Below are 17418 nucleotides of genomic sequence, written 5' to 3'. Positions count from 1 at the left end.
GACCGGACGGAGCGACGACGACCCGATGACGACCGGGGCCGACGACGTCGAGCGTGCGGCCGAGGCCGCCCTGCGCCCGCGGCGGCTCGCGGACTTCATCGGCCAGCGGGTCGTGCGGGACCAGCTCGCGCTCGTGCTCGCCGCCGCCACCGCGCGCGGAGCCGCGCCCGACCACGTCCTCCTGTCGGGCCCACCGGGGCTGGGCAAGACGACGCTCGCGATGATCGTGGCCAACGAGGTCTCCGGCTCCCTCCGGCTGACCTCCGGCCCCGCCATCACCCACGCGGGAGACCTCGCCGCGATCCTCTCAGCCGTCCAGGAGCACGACGTGCTCTTCATCGACGAGATCCACCGGCTCGCGCGCCCGGCCGAGGAGATGCTCTACCTCGCGATGGAGGACTTCCGGATCGACGTCGTCGTGGGGAAGGGGCCCGGCGCCACGTCGATCCCGCTGACGCTCCCGCGGTTCACGGTCGTGGGCGCGACGACGCGGGCCGGGCTGCTGCCCGCCCCGCTGCGCGACCGGTTCGGCTTCACCGCGCACCTCGAGCACTACACCGCCGACGAGCTCGTCCAGGTGCTCACCCGCTCCGCCACGCTGCTCGACATCGAGCTGACGCGGGACGCTGCGAGCGAGCTCGCGTCCCGCTCGCGGGGCACGCCCCGGATCGCCAACCGCCTCCTGCGGCGGGTCCAGGACTACGCGCAGGTGCGGGGCACCGGCGTCGCGGACCTGGGTGCGACGCGGGCGGCGCTGGCCATCTTCGAGGTCGACGACCTCGGCCTCGACCGTCTCGACCGCTCCGTCCTCACCGCCCTGTGCACGCGGTTCGGCGGGGGACCCGTGGGCCTGACGACGCTCGCGGTCTCGGTCGGGGAGGAGCCGGAGACCGTCGAGACGGTCGCCGAGCCGTTCCTCGTCCGCGAGGGGCTCGTCGTGCGTACGCCGCGCGGCCGCGCCGCGACCGCCGCGGCGTACGCCCACCTGGGGTTCGAGCCGCCCGCGGAAGGCGCGCTGTTCTCCTGAGCGTTGCCCTTCTGAGCGTGGCACTCGTGAGCGCGGCCTACCTGAGCGGCGCCCGCCTGCCCTCGGTGCCGACCGGGAGACAACCTTCACGGCCGGGCCTCGGCCCGGCAGGAGCGCCCACGGCCTAGACTGTCCAGGTTCGCCCCTTCATCTGATTGGTTCTCGCGTGGATCCCACATTCATCATCCTCATCGCCGGCATGATCCTGCTCTTCTGGTTCATGAGCCGCCAGGGGAAGAAGGCGCAGGAGCGCCAGCGGGCCAAGGTGGAGGAGGCCCTCGTCCCGGGGGGCTGGGTGCAGACGATCGCGCGCACCTACCACCAGGTCGTCGAGGTCAACGGCGACATCATCACGCTGTCCAACCCCGACGGTAGCGAGTACCTCGTCCACCGCACGGGCATCGCGCAGCCGAGCGAGTCCCCCTACGAACTGATGTCGAACGGGGTCGACGGTTCGCACGACGACCTCGACGACGAGTCCGCGACCGGCACCGGTGCAGCCGGCTCCGCGCCGGAGACCTCGATCGAGGAGGCCCGCGGGGCCGCCGGCGGCGACACCTCGGCGGTCGACCAGGAGAACGACTGGTTCGACGACGGCCGCCCGGGCCGCGACGACCGCGCCTGACCGAGCCCCGTGTCCGAGTCCCTCAGGCGGCGTGAGCCGCGTCGCTCAGCCGCGCCCCGGCCCGTCCGCACCCTCCTCGGGCTGCTGGTCCTCGTCGTCGCCCTCGTCGGCACGCTCGCGGCGGGCAACCTCGCCGGGAGCGCCTCCCCGGTGCCCCGCCTCGCGCTCGACCTCGAGGGCGGCACCCAGGTCATCCTCACGCCCCGGACGACCGACGGGTCCGCGATCGACGACGAGGACGTCGTCCAGGCGATCGAGATCATCCGCAACCGGGTCGACGGCTCTGGCGTCGCGGAGGCCGAGATCTCGAGCCAAGGCGGCCAGAACATCGTGGTCGGGATCCCCGGCCGGGCCTCGGAGGAGACGCTCGAGCTCATCAGCCGGTCCGCGCAGCTGCGCTTCCGTCCGGTGCTCGCCCTCCAGGGGCCGACGACGATCGACCCCTCCCAGCTCCTGCCCGAGGAGAGCGCGACCGAGGGGCCCGAGAGCGGAAGCGACGGCGCCGAGTCGCCGAGCGCGGCCGAGTCCGGCAGCGAGTCGCCCTCGGAGTCCGCCTCGGCGGGAGCCGGGACCGAGCGGGCGCTCGAGGCCGCCCAGAACGCCCCCACCGACGGCCCCGGTGCTGCCGAGATCCCCGACGAGGTCCGTGGGGCAGCCTTCATCGCGGCCGACGCGAACGGCGACGGCGAGCTGTCGACCGAGCCGGACACCGAGCCCGCGGACACCTCCGACCAGGCGTGGATCACCGAGCGCGTGATGTACGACATCTACGCGCTCGACTGCACCCTCCCGGCCAACCAGTCGGGCGGCTGGGCGGACGACTCCGAGAGCGCCGTCGTCGCCTGCGACTCCTCGGGCCAGCAGAAGTTCGTCCTCGGCCCGGCCGTGGTCGAGGGCACCCAGCTCACCGGCGCCAGCTCCGGCATGCAGACCAACAGCCAGGGCATGTCGACGGGCCTGTGGGCCGTCAACCTCGAGCTGAACTCCGAGGCCACCGAGGTGTTCGCCGAGGTGTCGCAGCGGCTGCCCACCCTGCCCACCCCGCAGGACCAGTTCGCCATCGTCCTCGACGGCGTCGTCATCTCCAACGCCGGCTTCACGAGCCCGATCCTCGACGGCAGCGCCCAGATCACGGGCGACTTCACCGACGAGGAGGCGAACGCGCTCGCGAACCAGCTGAACTTCGGCTCGCTCCCGATCACGTTCGAGGTGCAGTCGACCGAGCAGATCTCCGCGACGCTCGGTTCGGAGCAGCTGACGAACGCCGCGCTGGCGGGGCTCATCGGCCTCGTCCTCGTCGTCGCCTACATGATCTGGCAGTACCGCGGCCTCGGCCTCCTCTCGGTCGCGAGCCTCGCGGTGGCCGCCGTCATCGTTTACGTCGTCATCGCGCTGCTGAGCTGGACGATCAACTACCGGCTCTCGCTGCCGGGCGTCGCCGGACTCATCATCTCGATCGGCACGACCGCGGACTCGTTCATCGTCTACTTCGAGCGGATCCGCGACGAGATCCGGGACGGCCGCACGCTCGCCTCCGCCGTGGAGCACGGGTGGAAGCGCGCGCGCCGGACGATCATCGCCTCGGACGCCGTCAACTTCCTCGCGGCGATCGTGCTCTACCTGCTCGCCGTCGGCGGCGTGCGCGGGTTCGCGTTCACCCTCGGCCTGACGACGATCATCGACCTCCTCGTCGTCGTGCTCTTCACGCACCCGATGATGCAGGTGCTCGTGCGGATGCCGTTCTTCCGGGACGGGCACCGGCTGTCCGGACTGTCCCCGGAGCGGCTCGGCGTGGACCCGGCGCTCTACCGGGGCGCCGGCCGGTTCCGCTCCCGCACGAGCGGGAGGGACCGCCCGGGGACGAGCGGCACGGACGAGCCCGACGACGACGGGCCGACCGCGTCCGGGCGCGACCGCGAGACGGTCGGCGCCGCGGCCGGCACGACCATCGCCGAACGACGTGCCGCCGAGCGCCGCGCCGAGCGGGAGAAGCGCAAGAAGGAGAGATCGGTCGACCCGTACGCGGGTCTCGGCGGGTCCGGTGACGACGGGGCGGTGGTCTGATGGCGTCCCTCGCAACGATGGGCAACGACCTCTACACGGGGAAGCGGTCCTTCGACATCGTCGGCCGGCGGCGCACGTGGTTCGTCGTTGCCGCGCTCCTCGTCCTGCTGTCCGTGGGCGTGCTGCTCGTGCGCGGCATCAATCCGGGCATCGACTTCCGCGGCGGCTCGCAGTTCACCGTCTCCGGCGCGGAGACCCTCGACCAGTCCCTGGCCACCGACGCGGTCACCGACGCCGGGGGAGAGCCCCCGCGGGTCGCCGCCGTCGGATCCTCGTCCTTGCGCGTGCAGACCGCGGAGCTGTCCGACGAGCAGACCCGCGAGGTCAGTGCCGCGCTCGCCGAGGCGTACGACGTGCCGGTCGACGACGTCACCGCGACCTTCGTCGGCCCCACCTGGGGCGCGGACGTCACCCGGCAGGCGTTGACCTCACTGGTCATCTTCCTCGTGGCGGTCTCGGTGGTGATGGTCCTGTACTTCAGGGCCTGGACCTTCGCGGCGGGGGCGATCCTCGCCCTCCTCCACGACGTCGTCCTCACCGTGGGCATCTACGCCGCGATCGGGTTCGAGGTCACCCCGTCCACGGTCATCGGGTTCCTCACGATCCTCGGGTACTCCTTGTACGACACGGTCGTCGTTTTCGACAAGGTCCGCGAGAACACGGAGGGGGTGCTCGAGCAGGGGCGCGACACCTACGCCGAACGCTCGAACCTCGCGGTCAACCAGACGCTCGTCCGCTCGATCAACACCTCGGTCACCGGCCTCCTGCCGGTCGCGGCGATCCTCGTCATCGGCGTCGCGCTGCTCGGCGCCGGGACGCTGCGGGACATCGCCCTCGCGCTCTTCGTCGGCATGCTGCTCTCGACCGTGTCGTCGGTCTTCATCGCGGCGCCCGCCGAGGTCAGCCTGCGGATGCTCGACCGGGACTACCGCCAGCACACCGAGGACGTGCTCCTCGAGCGTGACGGCACCCACCCGGAGGTCGCGCGCGACGGCGACGGCTCCGACGACGAGGCCACCGGCGCAGACTCCGGTGACGACGCGGGTGACGGTGCTACCGTCCCGGCGACGTCCGGGACCACCGGCAGGAAGAGGAAGAAGCGATGACGAACGGGCGCGGCGGGTTCGGTCCCGAGATCACGGCGATCGTCGAGCACCACATCGACCTCGTCCCCGACTACCCCAAGCCCGGGGTGCTGTTCCGCGACATCACGCCGCTGCTCGCCGACGGGCCAGCCTTCGGCGCACTCGTCGAGGCGTTCGCGGAGGCCTACCGCGGGCGGGTCGACGCCGTCGCCGGGCTCGAGTCGCGCGGGTTCATCCTCGGTGCGCCCGTGGCCGTGGCGCTCGGGGTCGGCATGATCACCGTCCGCAAGGCGGGGCGACTCCCCGGCGAGGTCATCGGTGCCGACTACTCGCTCGAGTACGGCGAGGCCCGGATGGAGGTCCGGCCGACCACCGTGGCGCGGGGGCAGCGGGTCCTCGTCGTCGACGACGTCCTCGCGACCGGTGGCACCGCCGAGGCCGCCTGCCGTCTCATGGAGGAGGCGGGCGCCGAGGTCGCGGCCCTCGGGATGCTCATCGAGCTCTCGGAGCTCGGCGGCCGGGAGCGGCTCGCGGGTCGGCAGGTCGACTCGGTCGTCGTCGTCTGACCCTGCGCTCCCGGGTGCGCCCGACCGGTCGAGGCGTTTCCGACCTGGAGAGTTACGTGCGTCCGGCGGGGGAACGACGTCCTTCTGGCTCGCCGTCCGGGCGGTCCGGTCCACCGGTGCTCCGCGGGAGCACTAGAATTCTGGGATGACGATCGAGCGGACGGGGCCGCCGGCGGCGTCCTCGCCGTCCGGCTGGGGCAGGTCGCGCCTCGTGTGGCTGGGCGGGCGCTCCCACCAGTTCCCCGCGGCGATCGAGCCCGTCATCGGCGCCCTGCGCGCGAACCACCCCAAGTCCGACGTCCAGCTGGTCAGGCGCGCCTACGAGGTCGCCGAGCGCGCGCACGAGGGCCAGACCCGCAAGTCCGGCGAGCCCTACATCACGCACCCGGTGGCGGTGACGACGATCCTCGCGGAGCTGGGGATGCCCGACGTCGTGCTCGCCTCCGCCCTGCTGCACGACACGGTCGAGGACACGGACTACTCGCTCGACCAGGTGCGCAAGGAGTTCGGCGAGGAGATCGCGCTCCTCGTCGACGGGGTGACGAAGCTCGACAAGGTCCACTACGGCGAGGCCGCCCAGGCCGAGACCGTGCGCAAGATGGTCGTGGCGATGGCCAAGGACATCCGGGTGCTCGTCATCAAGCTCGCCGACCGGCTGCACAACGCCCGTACCTGGCGCTACGTCTCGCAGGACTCGGCCCGCCGCAAGGCCCGCGAGACCCTGGAGATCTACGCGCCGCTCGCGCACCGGCTCGGCGTCAACACCATCAAGTGGGAGCTCGAGGACCTCTCGTTCCGCACCCTGTACCCCAAGGTGTACGACGAGATCGACCACCTCGTGGCCGAGCGCGCACCGGCGCGCGACGAGTACCTGGCCAAGGTGCGCACGCAGATCGAGCAGGACCTCAAGACGCACAAGCTCAAGGCGGTCGTCACCGGCCGGCCGAAGCACCACTACTCGATCTACCAGAAGATGATCGTGCGCGGCCGCGACTTCGACGACATCTTCGACCTCGTCGGTGTGCGGGTGCTCGTGGACTCCGTCGGCGACTGCTACACGATGCTCGGCGCGGTGCACGCCCGCTGGACCCCCATCCCCGGGCGGTTCAAGGACTACATCGCGATGCCGAAGTTCAACCTCTACCAGTCGCTGCACACGACCGTGCTCGGCCCCGGAGGGCGGCCGGTCGAGATCCAGATCCGCACCCACGCGATGCACCGCCGCGCGGAGTACGGCGTGGCCGCGCACTGGAAGTACAAGGAGGGGTCGCGTGCGGGCAAGGAGGCGCCCGAGCCGTCCGGCGGGGAGATGGGCTGGCTGCGACAGCTCGTCGACTGGCAGAAGGAGACCGCCGACCCCGGCGAGTTCCTCGACTCGCTGCGCTACGAGATGGCCGGCTCCCAGGTCTACGTCTTCACCCCGAAGGGGGACGTGCTCGCGCTGCCCGGGCACTCCACGGCCGTCGACTTCGCCTACGCCGTGCACACCGAGGTCGGCCACCGCACCGTCGGCGCCAAGGTCAACGGCAAGCTCGTCCAGCTCGACCGCCGGCTCGACAACGGGGACACGGTCGAGGTCATCACCTCCAAGGCGCCCGAGGCCGGCCCCTCCCAGGACTGGCTGAGCTTCGTCGCGAGCCCGCGCGCGAAGAACAAGATCCGGCAGTGGTTCACCAAGGAGCGGCGCGAGGAGGCCGTCGAGGGCGGCAAGAACGCGCTCGCCAAGGCGATGCGCAAGCAGAACATGCCGATCCAGCGGCTGATGAGCGCGGAGGCCGTGCACTCCCTCGCCGTGGAGATGCGGTACCAGGACGTCTCCGCCCTGTACGCCGCGATCGGCGAGGGGCACGTGTCGGCGGCGAACGTCGTGGCCAAGCTCGTGGAGTCGATGGGCGGCGACGACGGCGCCGAGGAGACGCTCGCCGAGGCCACGATCCCCGGCACCGGCACGCCCGTGCGCCGCAACGGGGACTCCGGCATCTCCGTCGACGGCATGGACGGCGCGGACGTGTGGGTGAAGATCGCCCGCTGCTGCACGCCCGTGCCCGGCGACCCGATCGTCGGGTTCATCACCCGGTCCCAGGGCGTCTCCGTGCACCACGCCGAGTGTCAGAACGTCGACCAGCTGCGGGGCCAGCAGGAGCGGCTCGTCGGCGTCGAGTGGGTCGAGAGCCCCGAGTCGACCTTCCTCGTCCAGGTACAGGTCGAGGCGCTCGACCGGCACGGCCTGCTCTCGGACCTCACCCGGGTCCTCTCGGAGAACCACGTCAACATCCTGTCCGCCTCCATCTCGACGACGAGGGAGCGGGTGGCGATCGGCCGCTTCGTCTTCGAGATGGCCGAGACGGCGCACCTGGGCTCGGTGCTCACCGCGATCCGGCAGGTCCAGGGCGTGCTCGACGTGCACCGCGTGATGGGGCGACGCCCCGAGAACCGCCGCGCCTGACCCGGCGCTCAGGATCAGCCGGCCGCGCTCAGCGCGGCGGGCACGTGGGGGAGTACCTCGTCGAGCGTCGTGAGGTCGAACGGGACACCCGCACCGACGAGCCGCCCGTCGAGGGCGAGTCGCGTCAGCGCGGTGGCCACCGAGGCGGTGGCCCCGTAGTCGGACTCGCACGCGATCCGTACCCCGTCCCGCACGGGCCGGCCGTCGCGGTGGCCGAGGACCCGGACCGTGAGGGTCGCCTCCTCCGGCAGGCTCGGGTCGTGGGTGGCGAGCGACGCCACCCTGGGGGCGAGCGCGTCGAGGACCCGCAGGGTCGACAGGGCGGAGACGACGCCGGTGAGGACGGGGGAGTCCCACCGGGTCCAGTACCGCACGTCGGCCCCGGTCCGTCGGGCGAGCAGCGCGCGCTCGGGGTGCTCGAACCGACGCATGCCCGCCTCGCGCGCGTGCCGGTCGCGCAGGCCTGCCCGGTCGTCCGGCGGCACGGGGGCCGCGACCCAGCGGAGCATCTGCTCCGTCCCGTCCGGTCCCACCCTGGCGTTGGCGCTCTGCCGCAGGAGGAGCTCGAGATGGTCGACCCGGTCGAGGCCGGACGCGAGGTCGCACGCCACGAGCCCGGACAGTCCGGGGAACATCCCGGCCATCGTCACGGAGGCGAGGCCCCGACTGCGGGCGCGGTCGTCGAGCCCGCGGTTGTCCTCAGCCAGTACCGGGTCCGGCGAGACGTCGACGACGTGGACGCCGAGCTCGAGCCCGACCTCCTGCACGAGCGGCCGGGGCTGAGGTGCGGTGACGACGACCGCGTCGGCGCCGTCGAGCGCGGCCGCCACCACGGCGGCCTCCCGGACGTCGAGGTGCACGTGCTGGGACGTCCCGACGGCCGCGGCGGTGCGTGGTGCGCGTTCCGGGCGGTGGTCGCCGGCCACGACGGTCGCGCCGTCGATCGCGGCGAGATGCTCGACGATGCGTGCGCCGAGGACCCCTGATGCTCCGGCGACGACGATGCGGGACATGGGGCTCCTTGCAGTTCGGCGCGTTCGTGGTGGTCCGTGCCCGGTCACCGTACCGAGCGGCCCCTAGGCGGGGACGAACGACGGGTGCCCGAGATCGGTGAGCAGGAGCGCGAGCAGGCGGCCGGCGCGCCGCATCCCAGGTAACCGGCTGCGCTCGAGGACGAGGAGGCGTGCCGCCGCTGCGGCCTCCCGACCGCGCAAGAGTGCACGCGCGGGGCCCACGGCGTCGGAGAGCGACGCGCGGCGCAGCAGGTCGACGGCCGTGCGGCCCGGGGTGGTGAGCACGATCCCGTGCATCCGCACGACATCCTCCTCACGCAGCACGAGCCTGTGCCGCGCGCGGATGCTCATACCGGGGGCGCGAGCAGTGTCCATCACCGACGGCGGCCTGCCTCCGACATGGACCCAGGCGGCCGAGGCGAGGCACAGCGCCTGACCGTGGATCAGGTCCGGGGCGGCCTCGCCGGCACGCGCCGCGCGCTCGAGCCCCGCCAGCAGGTCCGCCTGCCCCGCCTGCCCCTCCCGTCCATCGACCGGGTCCCACCCCGACGGCAGGGCATGCCCGTCACCCGGGAGAGGGGTACGGACGACGAGGCCGTGGCCGTCGCCCCACCGGAGGAGCGGCGGCGGGGGTGCGGGGCGCGGCGCCAGCCAGGTGAGCGCGGGGTGCATACGGACACGATGCCCGGGACGGCCGCGGCCCCGCCCACGAGCTGTGGACGGGGCTGCGCGACGGAGTCCTGTGGATCACCGCTCGCCGGGGTGTCGGCAGGTGCGGGTCAGCGCTCCGAGGCCGCCTGGATCTGCTCGAGCCAGGCGCGCCGGGCGTCGAGCGCCTCCTGCGCGGCCGCGATCTTCTTCGCGTCCCCGCCGGCCTGGGCCTTCGCGAGGTCCGTCTCGAGGCCGGCGATAGCGTCCTCGAGCTGGGCGAGCATGCCGTCCGCGCGGGCCTTCTTCTCCGGGTCGGTGCGGTTCCAGCGCTCGGACTCCGCGTCGCGGATCGCCTTCTCGACGGCCCGCATGCGACCCTCGACGCGCTGGATGTCGGCGCGCGGCACCTTGCCCGCCTCCTCCCACTGGTCCTGCAGGGGGCGCAGCGCGGCCTTCGCCGCCTCGACGTCCGTGATCGGCAGGAGCGCCTCCGCCTTCGTGAGGATCTCGAGCTTGACCTCGAGGTTGCCCTCGTACTCCTTGTCGATCGCCGCGTTGGCGGCCGTGCGGTTGTCGAAGAACCGCTGCTGGGCGGTCCGGAAGCGGTGCCAGAGCTCGTCGTCGACCTTCTTCGACGCCCGGCCGGCGGCCTTCCACTGGTCCATGAGGTCCCGGTAGGCACCCGAGGTGGGTCCCCAGTCGGTGGACCCGGACAGCTCCTCCGCCCGGGTGATGAGCTTCTCCTTGGCGCGACGCACCTCGTCCTGGCTCGAGTCGAGCTGGTGGAAAAACGTCTTGCGCTGCTTGTCGAACTGCGTCCGGGCCGCGGAGAACCGCTTCCACAGCCCGTCCTCGTCGGGCTTGTCGATGCGCGGACCGGTGCGCTGAGCGTTCTTCCAGGAGTCGAGCAGGCCCCGCATCTCCTCGCCGGACGCCTTCCACCGCGTGTTGGCCGGGTTCTGCGCAGCGATCTCCTCGGCCCGCTCGATGAGAGCGGTCCGCTCGACGAGGGCCGCCGCCTTCGCCTCGGCGCGCTCGACGCGCGCCTTCTCCCGCTCGACCTCGATGACCTGCTCGACGGCGGACAGCCGCTCGCGCAGCGCCGGCAGGTCGCCGACGGCCGCGGGCTCGGTGAGCTGCTCGGTCAGCTTGCGGTGCGTCTGACCGGCCTCCTTCGGCGTGATGTGCGTGAGGCGCGTCTCGAGAAGGGCGACCTGGGCGGCGAGGTCGAGGTACCGGCGCACGTACATGCCGAGCGCCTCCTCCTCGGTGCCGCCCGGGAACTGGCCGACGATCCGCTCGGTCTCGCCGTCCTTGACGAAGACCGAACCCTCCTCGTCGACCCGGCCGAACGCGGCCGCGGCGGCGGCGAGCGCGGGGTCGAGGGCCGGCTGCGGTGCCGCCGGCGCGGCGGCTGCTGCGGGCACCGGTGCGACGGACGGCTTCGCCGGCATCGCCTTCGGCGTCGGGACCGAGCCGGGCGTCGGCGCGCCCCCCGGGCGCGGACGCGGTCCGGGCGCGGGGGTCGGGGCGGGGGCAGCCTTCGGAGTGGGAGCAGCTTCCGGGGCGGGAGCCTCGGGGGCCGCGGGCTCCGGCTCCTCCGTCGCCGCAGGCTCGGCGGCCTGCTCGGCCTCGGGGGCTGTTGCCTCTGCGGCGGGCTCCTCGGTCGCAACAGGCTCGGCGACCTGCTCGGCTTCTTCGACTGCCGGCTCTGCCGGAGCCACGGGCGCCTGCTCGGCCGCCTCGACTGCCGGCTCGGTGGGGACCTCAGTTGCCTGTTCGACTGCCGGCTCGGCGGGAACCTCGGGCGCCTGCTCGGCCGCCGGCTCTGCCACAGCTTCGGGCGCCGGCTCTGCAGCTGCCTGGCCCGCCTGCTCAGCGGCAGCGGGAGCCTCGGGTGCGTCCACCGGCGCGGCAGGCTCCGGTGCCTGCGCCTCGTCGGGGGCTGCGGGTGCCTCGGGGGTGCCGTGCGGCTCCGCCGGGGCGTTCTCGTCGCGGTAGGGCTGATCGCTCACGTCGCTCACTCCATGCCGAGGCCCGCGTGCGGGCGTCGTCGTCACCGCGGCACCGACCTGGTACGCGGGTCCCCGGCTCGGCAGGGGACCAGGACAGCGTAGTTGGCTCGGCGCCCCCCGGTTGACACGCGGCGCCCGGGCCTGCCTGCGGCCATGCCTACCCTGGCCGCATGCTGCTTCGCCGCGTCGTCGCCCCGGCCCTCGACGTCAACACCTACGTGCTCGCGCCGTCGCCGTCGGGGCCGTGCGTCGTCGTCGATCCGGGCGGCGGTTCCGCCGGCCCGCTCGCCGCCGTCCTCGCGGACCTCGACCTCACCGTGGGGGCCGTGCTCGTCACGCACGGGCACCCCGACCACGTGTGGGACGCGGCCGCGGTGGCCGATCCCGCCGGCGTCGCCGTGCAGATCGCGTCCCCCGACCGCCCGCGCCTCGCGGACCCGGCCGGTCCCGACCAGGTCGGCGAGCTCCTCGGCCACCGTTTCCCGCAGATCGCCGGGACCCCGTGGCGCGAGCCCGCCCGGTCCGACTCCTTCTCCTCCGCGCTCCTCACCGGCGGCGGGACGGCTGTTCTCCCTGGTCTCGGCGTCCGCGGCATCCCGGCCCCCGGGCACACCGCCGGCTCGACGGTGCTCCTGCTCCAGGCCGACACCCTCGATACGGGCACCGCCGGCGACCCCGGGCACCTCGACCTTCCCGCATCGACCGGCCCGCACCTGCTCCTGCTCACCGGGGACGTCGTGTTCGCCGGCTCCGTCGGGCGCACCGACCTCCCGGGCGGCGACCCGCAGGCGATGGACGAGACGCTGCGCACCCTCACCAAGGTCGTCGACCCACGCACGATCCTCCTGCCCGGCCACGGCCCCGTGACCACGCTCGAGCGGGAGCTCGCCACGAACCCCTTCCTCGTCTGAGCGGGCGGCCGGGCGGCCGTCGCACCGGTCCCGAGGACGAGACCCGGCCCGACGACGAACCCTGTGGGTCGTCGCTCCCACCGGCGCGGGTGGGACCAGGCGCACACCCCCGCCCGGCGGCACACGGGCCTCCCGGACGGGCGAGTCACGGGTTCGGTGGAACAATCGGGGTCATGGCCCGTACCTCCTCGTTGTCCGGATTCCCCGAGTGGCTGCCCGACGGCCGCATCGTCGAGAACCACGTCCTGGACACGCTGCGGCACACCTTCGAGCTCCACGGCTTCGCCCCGATCGAGACCCGCTCCGTCGAGCCGGTCGAGCAGCTCCTCGCCAAGGGGGAGACCTCCAAGGAGATCTACCTCCTCAGCCGGCTCCAGGCCGACGCGGAGGGCACCGACGACGACGCGCGCGCGGACGGTGGCACCGGCGCGGGCGGCCCCGACCGCCGGCTCGGCCTCCACTTCGACCTCACCGTGCCGTTCGCCCGCTGGGTGGTCGAGCACGCCGGCGACCTTGCCTTCCCGTTCCGCCGCTACCAGATCCAGAAGGTGTGGCGGGGCGAGCGGCCCCAGGACGGCCGCTTCCGCGAGTTCACGCAGGCCGACGTCGACATCGTCGGCGACGGGACCCTCGCCGAGCACCACGAGGCCGAGCTCGCCCTCGTGATGGCCGAGGCGATCGCCGCGCTGCCCGTGCCGCCCGCCCGCGTCCGCGTCAACAACCGCAAGCTCTCCCAGGGCTTCTACGCCGGCATCGGGCTCACCGACGTCGACGCCGTCCTGCGCGCGATCGACAAGCTCGACAAGATCGGCCCCGACGCCGTCGCCCGGCTCCTGCAGGACGAGGCTGGCGCGAGCGAGCAGCAGGCCGAGCAGGCGCTCGCGCTGGCGGCGATCCGCGGCACGGCGCACGAGGTCGAGGACTCGGTGCGCGGCCTGGGCGTGCGCACGGACCTCCTGGAGGAGGGGCTCGACTCGCTGATCGGCGTGCTCTCGGCGGCGGAGCGCCGGCGGCCGGACGCCGTCGTCGGGGACCTGTCGATCGCGCGCGGTCTCGACTACTACACGGGCACCGTCTACGAGACGACCCTGCTCGGCCACGAGGACCTGGGCTCGATCTGCTCCGGCGGGCGCTACGACTCGCTCGCGTCGGCCGGCAACCGCACGTTCCCCGGCGCAGGACTCTCGATCGGGGTCTCCCGGCTCGTCGCCCGCATCCTCGGCGCCGACCTCGCCCGCGCGAGCCGCCCGGTGCCGAGCGCCGTGCTCGTCGCGGTGGCCGACGAGGCGCACCGCTCGACCTCCGACGACGTGGCGGCCGCCCTGCGCGCCCGCGACATCCCGGTCGAGGTCGCCCCGAGCGCGGCGAAGTTCGGCAAGCAGATCCGCCACGCCGACCGTCGCTCGATCCCGTTCGTCTGGTTCGTCGGGGACGACGGGCACGAGGTCAAGGACATCCGCTCGGGCGGCCAGGTCCCGGCCGACCCGGCGACCTGGGAGCCGCCCGCGGCCGACCGGTGGCCGAGCGTCTCGGCGACCGCCGTCGAGGACGGTTCGTGAGCCTTCCCGCGGGCACCGGCGCGGCAGCCCGCCGCGTCCTGGCGGCGCTCACCGAGCTCCGCGACGTCCTCGGCGAGGTCCGGCTCCCGCTCGAGACGCCCGTGGCGGCCGGTGCACGCGCCGAGACGAGGCGGGTGACCCAGCAGCTCGACGACTACGTCCTCGCCCGGTACTCCCGGATCGACGCTCCGCTGCTCGCGGTCGTCGGCGGGTCCACCGGCGCCGGCAAGTCGACGCTCGTCAACGCGCTCCTCGGGGCGCCCGTGACGACCTCCTCGGCGATCCGCCCGACCACCCGGCGCCCCCTGCTCGTCCACCACCCGGTCGACGCGAAGTGGTTCGCCTCCGAGAAGGTCCTGCCCGGCCTCGCCCGGGTCCACGTCTCGGGCGGCGCCGCGCCGACGCCGGCCGGCGAGGGAACGCACGGCGAGCTCGAGCTGCGGTCCTCGGACCGCGTGCCGGTGGGCCTGGCCGTCCTCGACGCCCCGGACATCGACTCCGTGGTGGAGGACAACCGGCGCCTCGCCGGGGAGCTGCTCGCCGCCGCGGACCTGTGGGTCTTCGTCACCACCGCCGCCCGGTACGCCGACGCCGTCCCGTGGGAGCTCCTCGCGGAGGCCGCCGCCCGCCGCATCGTCGTCGCGGTCGTCCTCAACCGCGTCCCGCAGGGCGTGTCCGGCCAGGTCCGTCACGACCTGTCCGTCCGCCTCGCCTCGGCCGGTCTCGGGCGCGCGCCCCTGTTCACGGTGGCCGAGCTGCCGATCCTGGACGGCGGTCTGCTGCCGGACATGGACGTCGCCCCGCTGCGCGCCTGGCTCGGCGGCATCGCGACGGACGCCGCCTCCCGCGCCGCCGTCGCCCGCGCCACCCTGGGCGGGGCGGTCGACGACATCGTGCGCCGCACGGCCGCCGTCGCCGAGGGTGCCCGCGAGCAGTCCGTCGTCGTCGATCGGCTGCGCGAGGACGTCCACGCCGCCTACTCCGCCGCCGAGGAGCGGGCGGTCGAGGCCGCCGGCGACGGCTCGATGCTCCGCGGCGAGGTGCTCGCCCGCTGGCAGGAGCTCGTCGGGACCGGGGAGCTCATGCGCGCCGTCGAGTCCCGGGTGGGACGCATCCGGGACCGCATCGTCTCGGCGCTCAGCGGGAAGGGCGCACCGGCCGAGCCGGTCACCGAGGCCATCGAGACCGGGATGATGGCGGTTCTCGCCGAGGAGGTCCGCCGCGCCTCGGTCGAGACCGAGCGGTACTGGCTCCGCGAGCCGGTCGCCCGGGAGCTCGTGCGCGCGGCCGTCGACCGGCGCCCCGACGACGAGACCGTCCGCGCCCGGGCCGCCGAGGAGGTGCGCGCCTGGCAGGCCTCGCTCCTCGACCTCGTGCGCGAGGAGGGCGCCGACCGCCGGCAGACCGCCCGGGCCCTCTCGTTCGGCGTCAACGTCCTCGGTGCGGCGCTCATGGTGGCCGTCTTCGCCTCGACGGCGTTCATCCCGACGGGCGCCGAGGTCGCCGTGGGCGGCGGGACCGTGGTGGTGGCCCAGAAGATCCTCGAGGCCGTCTTCGGCGACGACGAGGTGCGCCGCATGGCCGAGCGCGCCCGCGCGGACCTGGCCGGCCGGGTCCGCACGCTGCTCGCCGAGGGCGCCCGGCACTTCACCGACCAGCTCGACGCGCTCGAGGTCGACGCCGCCCTCGCGGACCGGGTCGACGCGGCGGCACGCGCGGTGTCCGCCGCGCGCGGCGTGGAGCACGGCCGATGAGGGGGCGCCGCCGGAAGAACACCCCCGCCGTCGACCTCGCGGGAGATCTCGACCAGCTGACCACGGCCGTCGAGGCGGCGGACGGGCACCTGCCCGCCGACGTGCTCGACCGGGCGCGGGCCGTCCTCGCGCGGGCCGGCGAGCGCGGCTCGCTGGCCCCGGGCACGACGGTCGCCGCCCTGCTCGGCGCCACCGGGTCGGGCAAGTCCTCGCTCGTCAACGCCCTCGCCGGCGCGCCGGTGTCGCGGGTCGCCCCCACGCGCCCGACGACGCAGCGCCCCCACGCGGTGACCTTCCGCCCCGGGCCCGACGGCCCCGCGGCGACCTCCGCGCTGCTCGACTGGCTCGACGTCCCCGAGCGCACACCGGCAAGCGCCGCCGACGAGCGGACGACGGGCCTCGTCGTCCTCGACCTGCCGGACATCGACTCCACCGCCGCCGAGCACCGGGCGCTGGCCACCCAGCTCGCCGAGCGGGTCGACGTCCTCGTCTGGGTCCTCGACCCGCAGAAGTACGCCGACGCCGTGGTCCACCGCGACTTCCTCGCGCCCATGGCCCGGCACGCCGACGTCACCCTCGTGGTCCTCAACCACGCCGACACGCTCGCGCCGGCCGCCCGCGAGGCGGTCGTCGGCGACCTGCGGCGCCTGCTGGCAGAGGACGGCCTCGGCGGCGTCCCGGTGCTCCTCACCTCGGCGCGCACGGGCGAGGGTGTGGCCGAGCTCGCCGGGGCCGTCGCGGACCAGGCCGCGTCCCACGTGGCCGCGCACGCCCGGCTGCGCGCCGACATCTCGACCGTCGCCGACGAGCTCGCCGTCGCGGCGGAGCTGGACTCCGCCGGCGGTGCGCGGGCGAAGGACGCCGACGAGCGGCACGTCGTCACGGCCGCGGCAGACGCCGCCGGCGTCCCGGTCGTCACGCGCGCCGCGTCCGCCGCCTACCGGCGCGGGGCGGCACGGCAGGTCGGCTGGCCGCCCGTGCGCTGGGTCGCCCGCCTGCGGCCGGACCCGTTGCGTCGCCTCCACCTCGGCGAGCGCGGGGGTGAGGGGCGGGCGACCTCGCTGCCTCCCGCGGGCCCCGCGCAGGTCGCTGCGTTGACGACCTCCGTGCGTCGGCACGTCGACGCCCGCACCGCGGGTCTGCCCGACTCGTGGCGGGCGGACGTCGGGGCCGACGTCGAGGGGCGCGTGCCCGGCCTGCTCGAGCAGGTCGACCCCGAGATCGGCGCTGTCGACCTCGGCCAGGGCCGGCGCCCGGCCTGGTGGCGGGTGCTCGGGTTCCTCCAGTGGGTGCTCATCGGCGCGGCGATCGTCGGCGGCGTGTGGCTCGGCGCGCTCGCGGTCATGGGTTACCTGCAGGTGCCGGCACCGGACACCCCCGAGTGGCGCGGCTGGCCCGTGCCGACGCTGCTGCTCCTCGGGGGAGTGGTCGCCGGCCTGCTGACCTGGCTCGTCGGCTCGTGGTGCGCGCGGCTCGGTGCCCGGCGGCGGGCGGCGGCGGTCCGGAAGCGGCTCGGTTTCGTCGTGGCGGAGCGGGTGCGCGCCGACGTCACGGCACCGCTGGACGCGCACCTCGCGCGCTACGAGCAGTTCGCGACGTCGGTCCGCGCCCTGCGCTGACGCTCATCGCGATCGACCACCCGACCATGTGTCGAGCGTGCGGCTCAGAACCATGAGCTGAGCGTGATCGAGTGGTCGAGAGT

General features: G+C 74.1%; 13 protein-coding genes. 10 read left to right on the top strand and 3 right to left on the bottom strand.

From position 1 onward, the window contains the following. Positions 1-25: 25 nt before the first annotated feature. The 6 genes from ruvB to AC24FB_RS15485 all read left to right on the top strand — a co-directional run bounded on the left by ruvB (position 26) and on the right by AC24FB_RS15485 (position 7813). The gene (ruvB, locus tag AC24FB_RS15510) at positions 26-1027 is read left to right on the top strand and encodes a Holliday junction branch migration DNA helicase RuvB (RefSeq protein WP_425714236.1); all 1002 of its coding nucleotides are present in this window, start codon (positions 26-28) and stop codon (positions 1025-1027) included. A gap of 166 nt (positions 1028-1193) precedes the next feature. Continuing rightward, the gene (gene yajC / locus AC24FB_RS15505; RefSeq protein ID WP_425714096.1) at positions 1194-1652 is read left to right on the top strand and encodes a preprotein translocase subunit YajC; all 459 of its coding nucleotides are present in this window, start codon (positions 1194-1196) and stop codon (positions 1650-1652) included. A gap of 9 nt (positions 1653-1661) precedes the next feature. Beyond that, on the top strand, positions 1662-3716 hold the full coding sequence (gene secD, locus AC24FB_RS15500) for a protein translocase subunit SecD (RefSeq protein ID WP_425714095.1): 2055 nt from the start codon (positions 1662-1664) through the stop codon (positions 3714-3716). Then, complete coding sequence (secF, locus tag AC24FB_RS15495) at positions 3716-4822, top strand: protein translocase subunit SecF (protein ID WP_425714094.1); 1107 nt, start codon at positions 3716-3718, stop codon at positions 4820-4822. Before secD ends, secF begins: the two co-directional genes overlap by 1 nt. Further along, positions 4819-5367, top strand: coding sequence for an adenine phosphoribosyltransferase (locus tag AC24FB_RS15490; RefSeq protein ID WP_425714093.1), 549 nt, complete (start codon positions 4819-4821; stop codon positions 5365-5367). The genes secF and AC24FB_RS15490 overlap by 4 nt, the downstream gene beginning before the upstream one ends. A gap of 145 nt (positions 5368-5512) precedes the next feature. After that, positions 5513-7813 carry a RelA/SpoT family protein gene (locus AC24FB_RS15485; RefSeq protein WP_425714092.1) on the top strand — a complete coding sequence of 767 codons (2301 nt, stop codon included), beginning with the start codon at positions 5513-5515 and terminating at the stop codon, positions 7811-7813. Between the two features lie 14 nt (positions 7814-7827). Here the strand turns inward: AC24FB_RS15485 and AC24FB_RS15480 are convergent, their stop codons facing one another. From AC24FB_RS15480 to AC24FB_RS15470, 3 genes are all read right to left on the bottom strand, one after another. Then, positions 7828-8826 carry an NAD-dependent epimerase/dehydratase family protein gene (locus tag AC24FB_RS15480; RefSeq protein WP_425714091.1) on the bottom strand — a complete coding sequence of 333 codons (999 nt, stop codon included), beginning with the start codon at positions 8824-8826 and terminating at the stop codon, positions 7828-7830. Positions 8827-8889: 63 nt separating this feature from the next. Beyond that, on the bottom strand, positions 8890-9498 hold the full coding sequence (locus AC24FB_RS15475) for a hypothetical protein (RefSeq protein WP_425714090.1): 609 nt from the start codon (positions 9496-9498) through the stop codon (positions 8890-8892). Between the two features lie 107 nt (positions 9499-9605). After that, positions 9606-11492, bottom strand: a complete 1887-nt coding sequence (locus AC24FB_RS15470; RefSeq protein ID WP_425714089.1) for a DUF349 domain-containing protein — start codon at positions 11490-11492, stop codon at positions 9606-9608. A gap of 170 nt (positions 11493-11662) precedes the next feature. On the opposite strand from AC24FB_RS15470, the gene AC24FB_RS15465 reads away from it, so the two are divergent. The 4 genes from AC24FB_RS15465 (at position 11663) to AC24FB_RS15450 (ending at position 17335) form a co-directional block, all read left to right on the top strand. Beyond that, complete coding sequence (locus tag AC24FB_RS15465; protein ID WP_425714088.1) at positions 11663-12403, top strand: MBL fold metallo-hydrolase; 741 nt, start codon at positions 11663-11665, stop codon at positions 12401-12403. 173 nt (positions 12404-12576) lie between these two features. Next, complete coding sequence (gene hisS, locus AC24FB_RS15460; protein WP_425714087.1) at positions 12577-13962, top strand: histidine--tRNA ligase; 1386 nt, start codon at positions 12577-12579, stop codon at positions 13960-13962. Continuing rightward, positions 13959-15716: a dynamin family protein gene (locus AC24FB_RS15455; protein WP_425714086.1), complete on the top strand. Its 1758-nt coding sequence runs from the start codon at positions 13959-13961 to the stop codon at positions 15714-15716. Before hisS ends, AC24FB_RS15455 begins: the two co-directional genes overlap by 4 nt. After that, positions 15713-17335, top strand: a complete 1623-nt coding sequence (locus tag AC24FB_RS15450; RefSeq protein ID WP_425714085.1) for a GTPase — start codon at positions 15713-15715, stop codon at positions 17333-17335. Before AC24FB_RS15455 ends, AC24FB_RS15450 begins: the two co-directional genes overlap by 4 nt. The last annotated feature ends 83 nt before the right edge of the window (positions 17336-17418 follow it).

Source organism: Georgenia sp. Z1344, from assembly GCF_057652375.1.
Note: the sequence above shows the minus strand (reverse complement) of the source record. Positions and strands in the feature narration are given on the sequence as shown.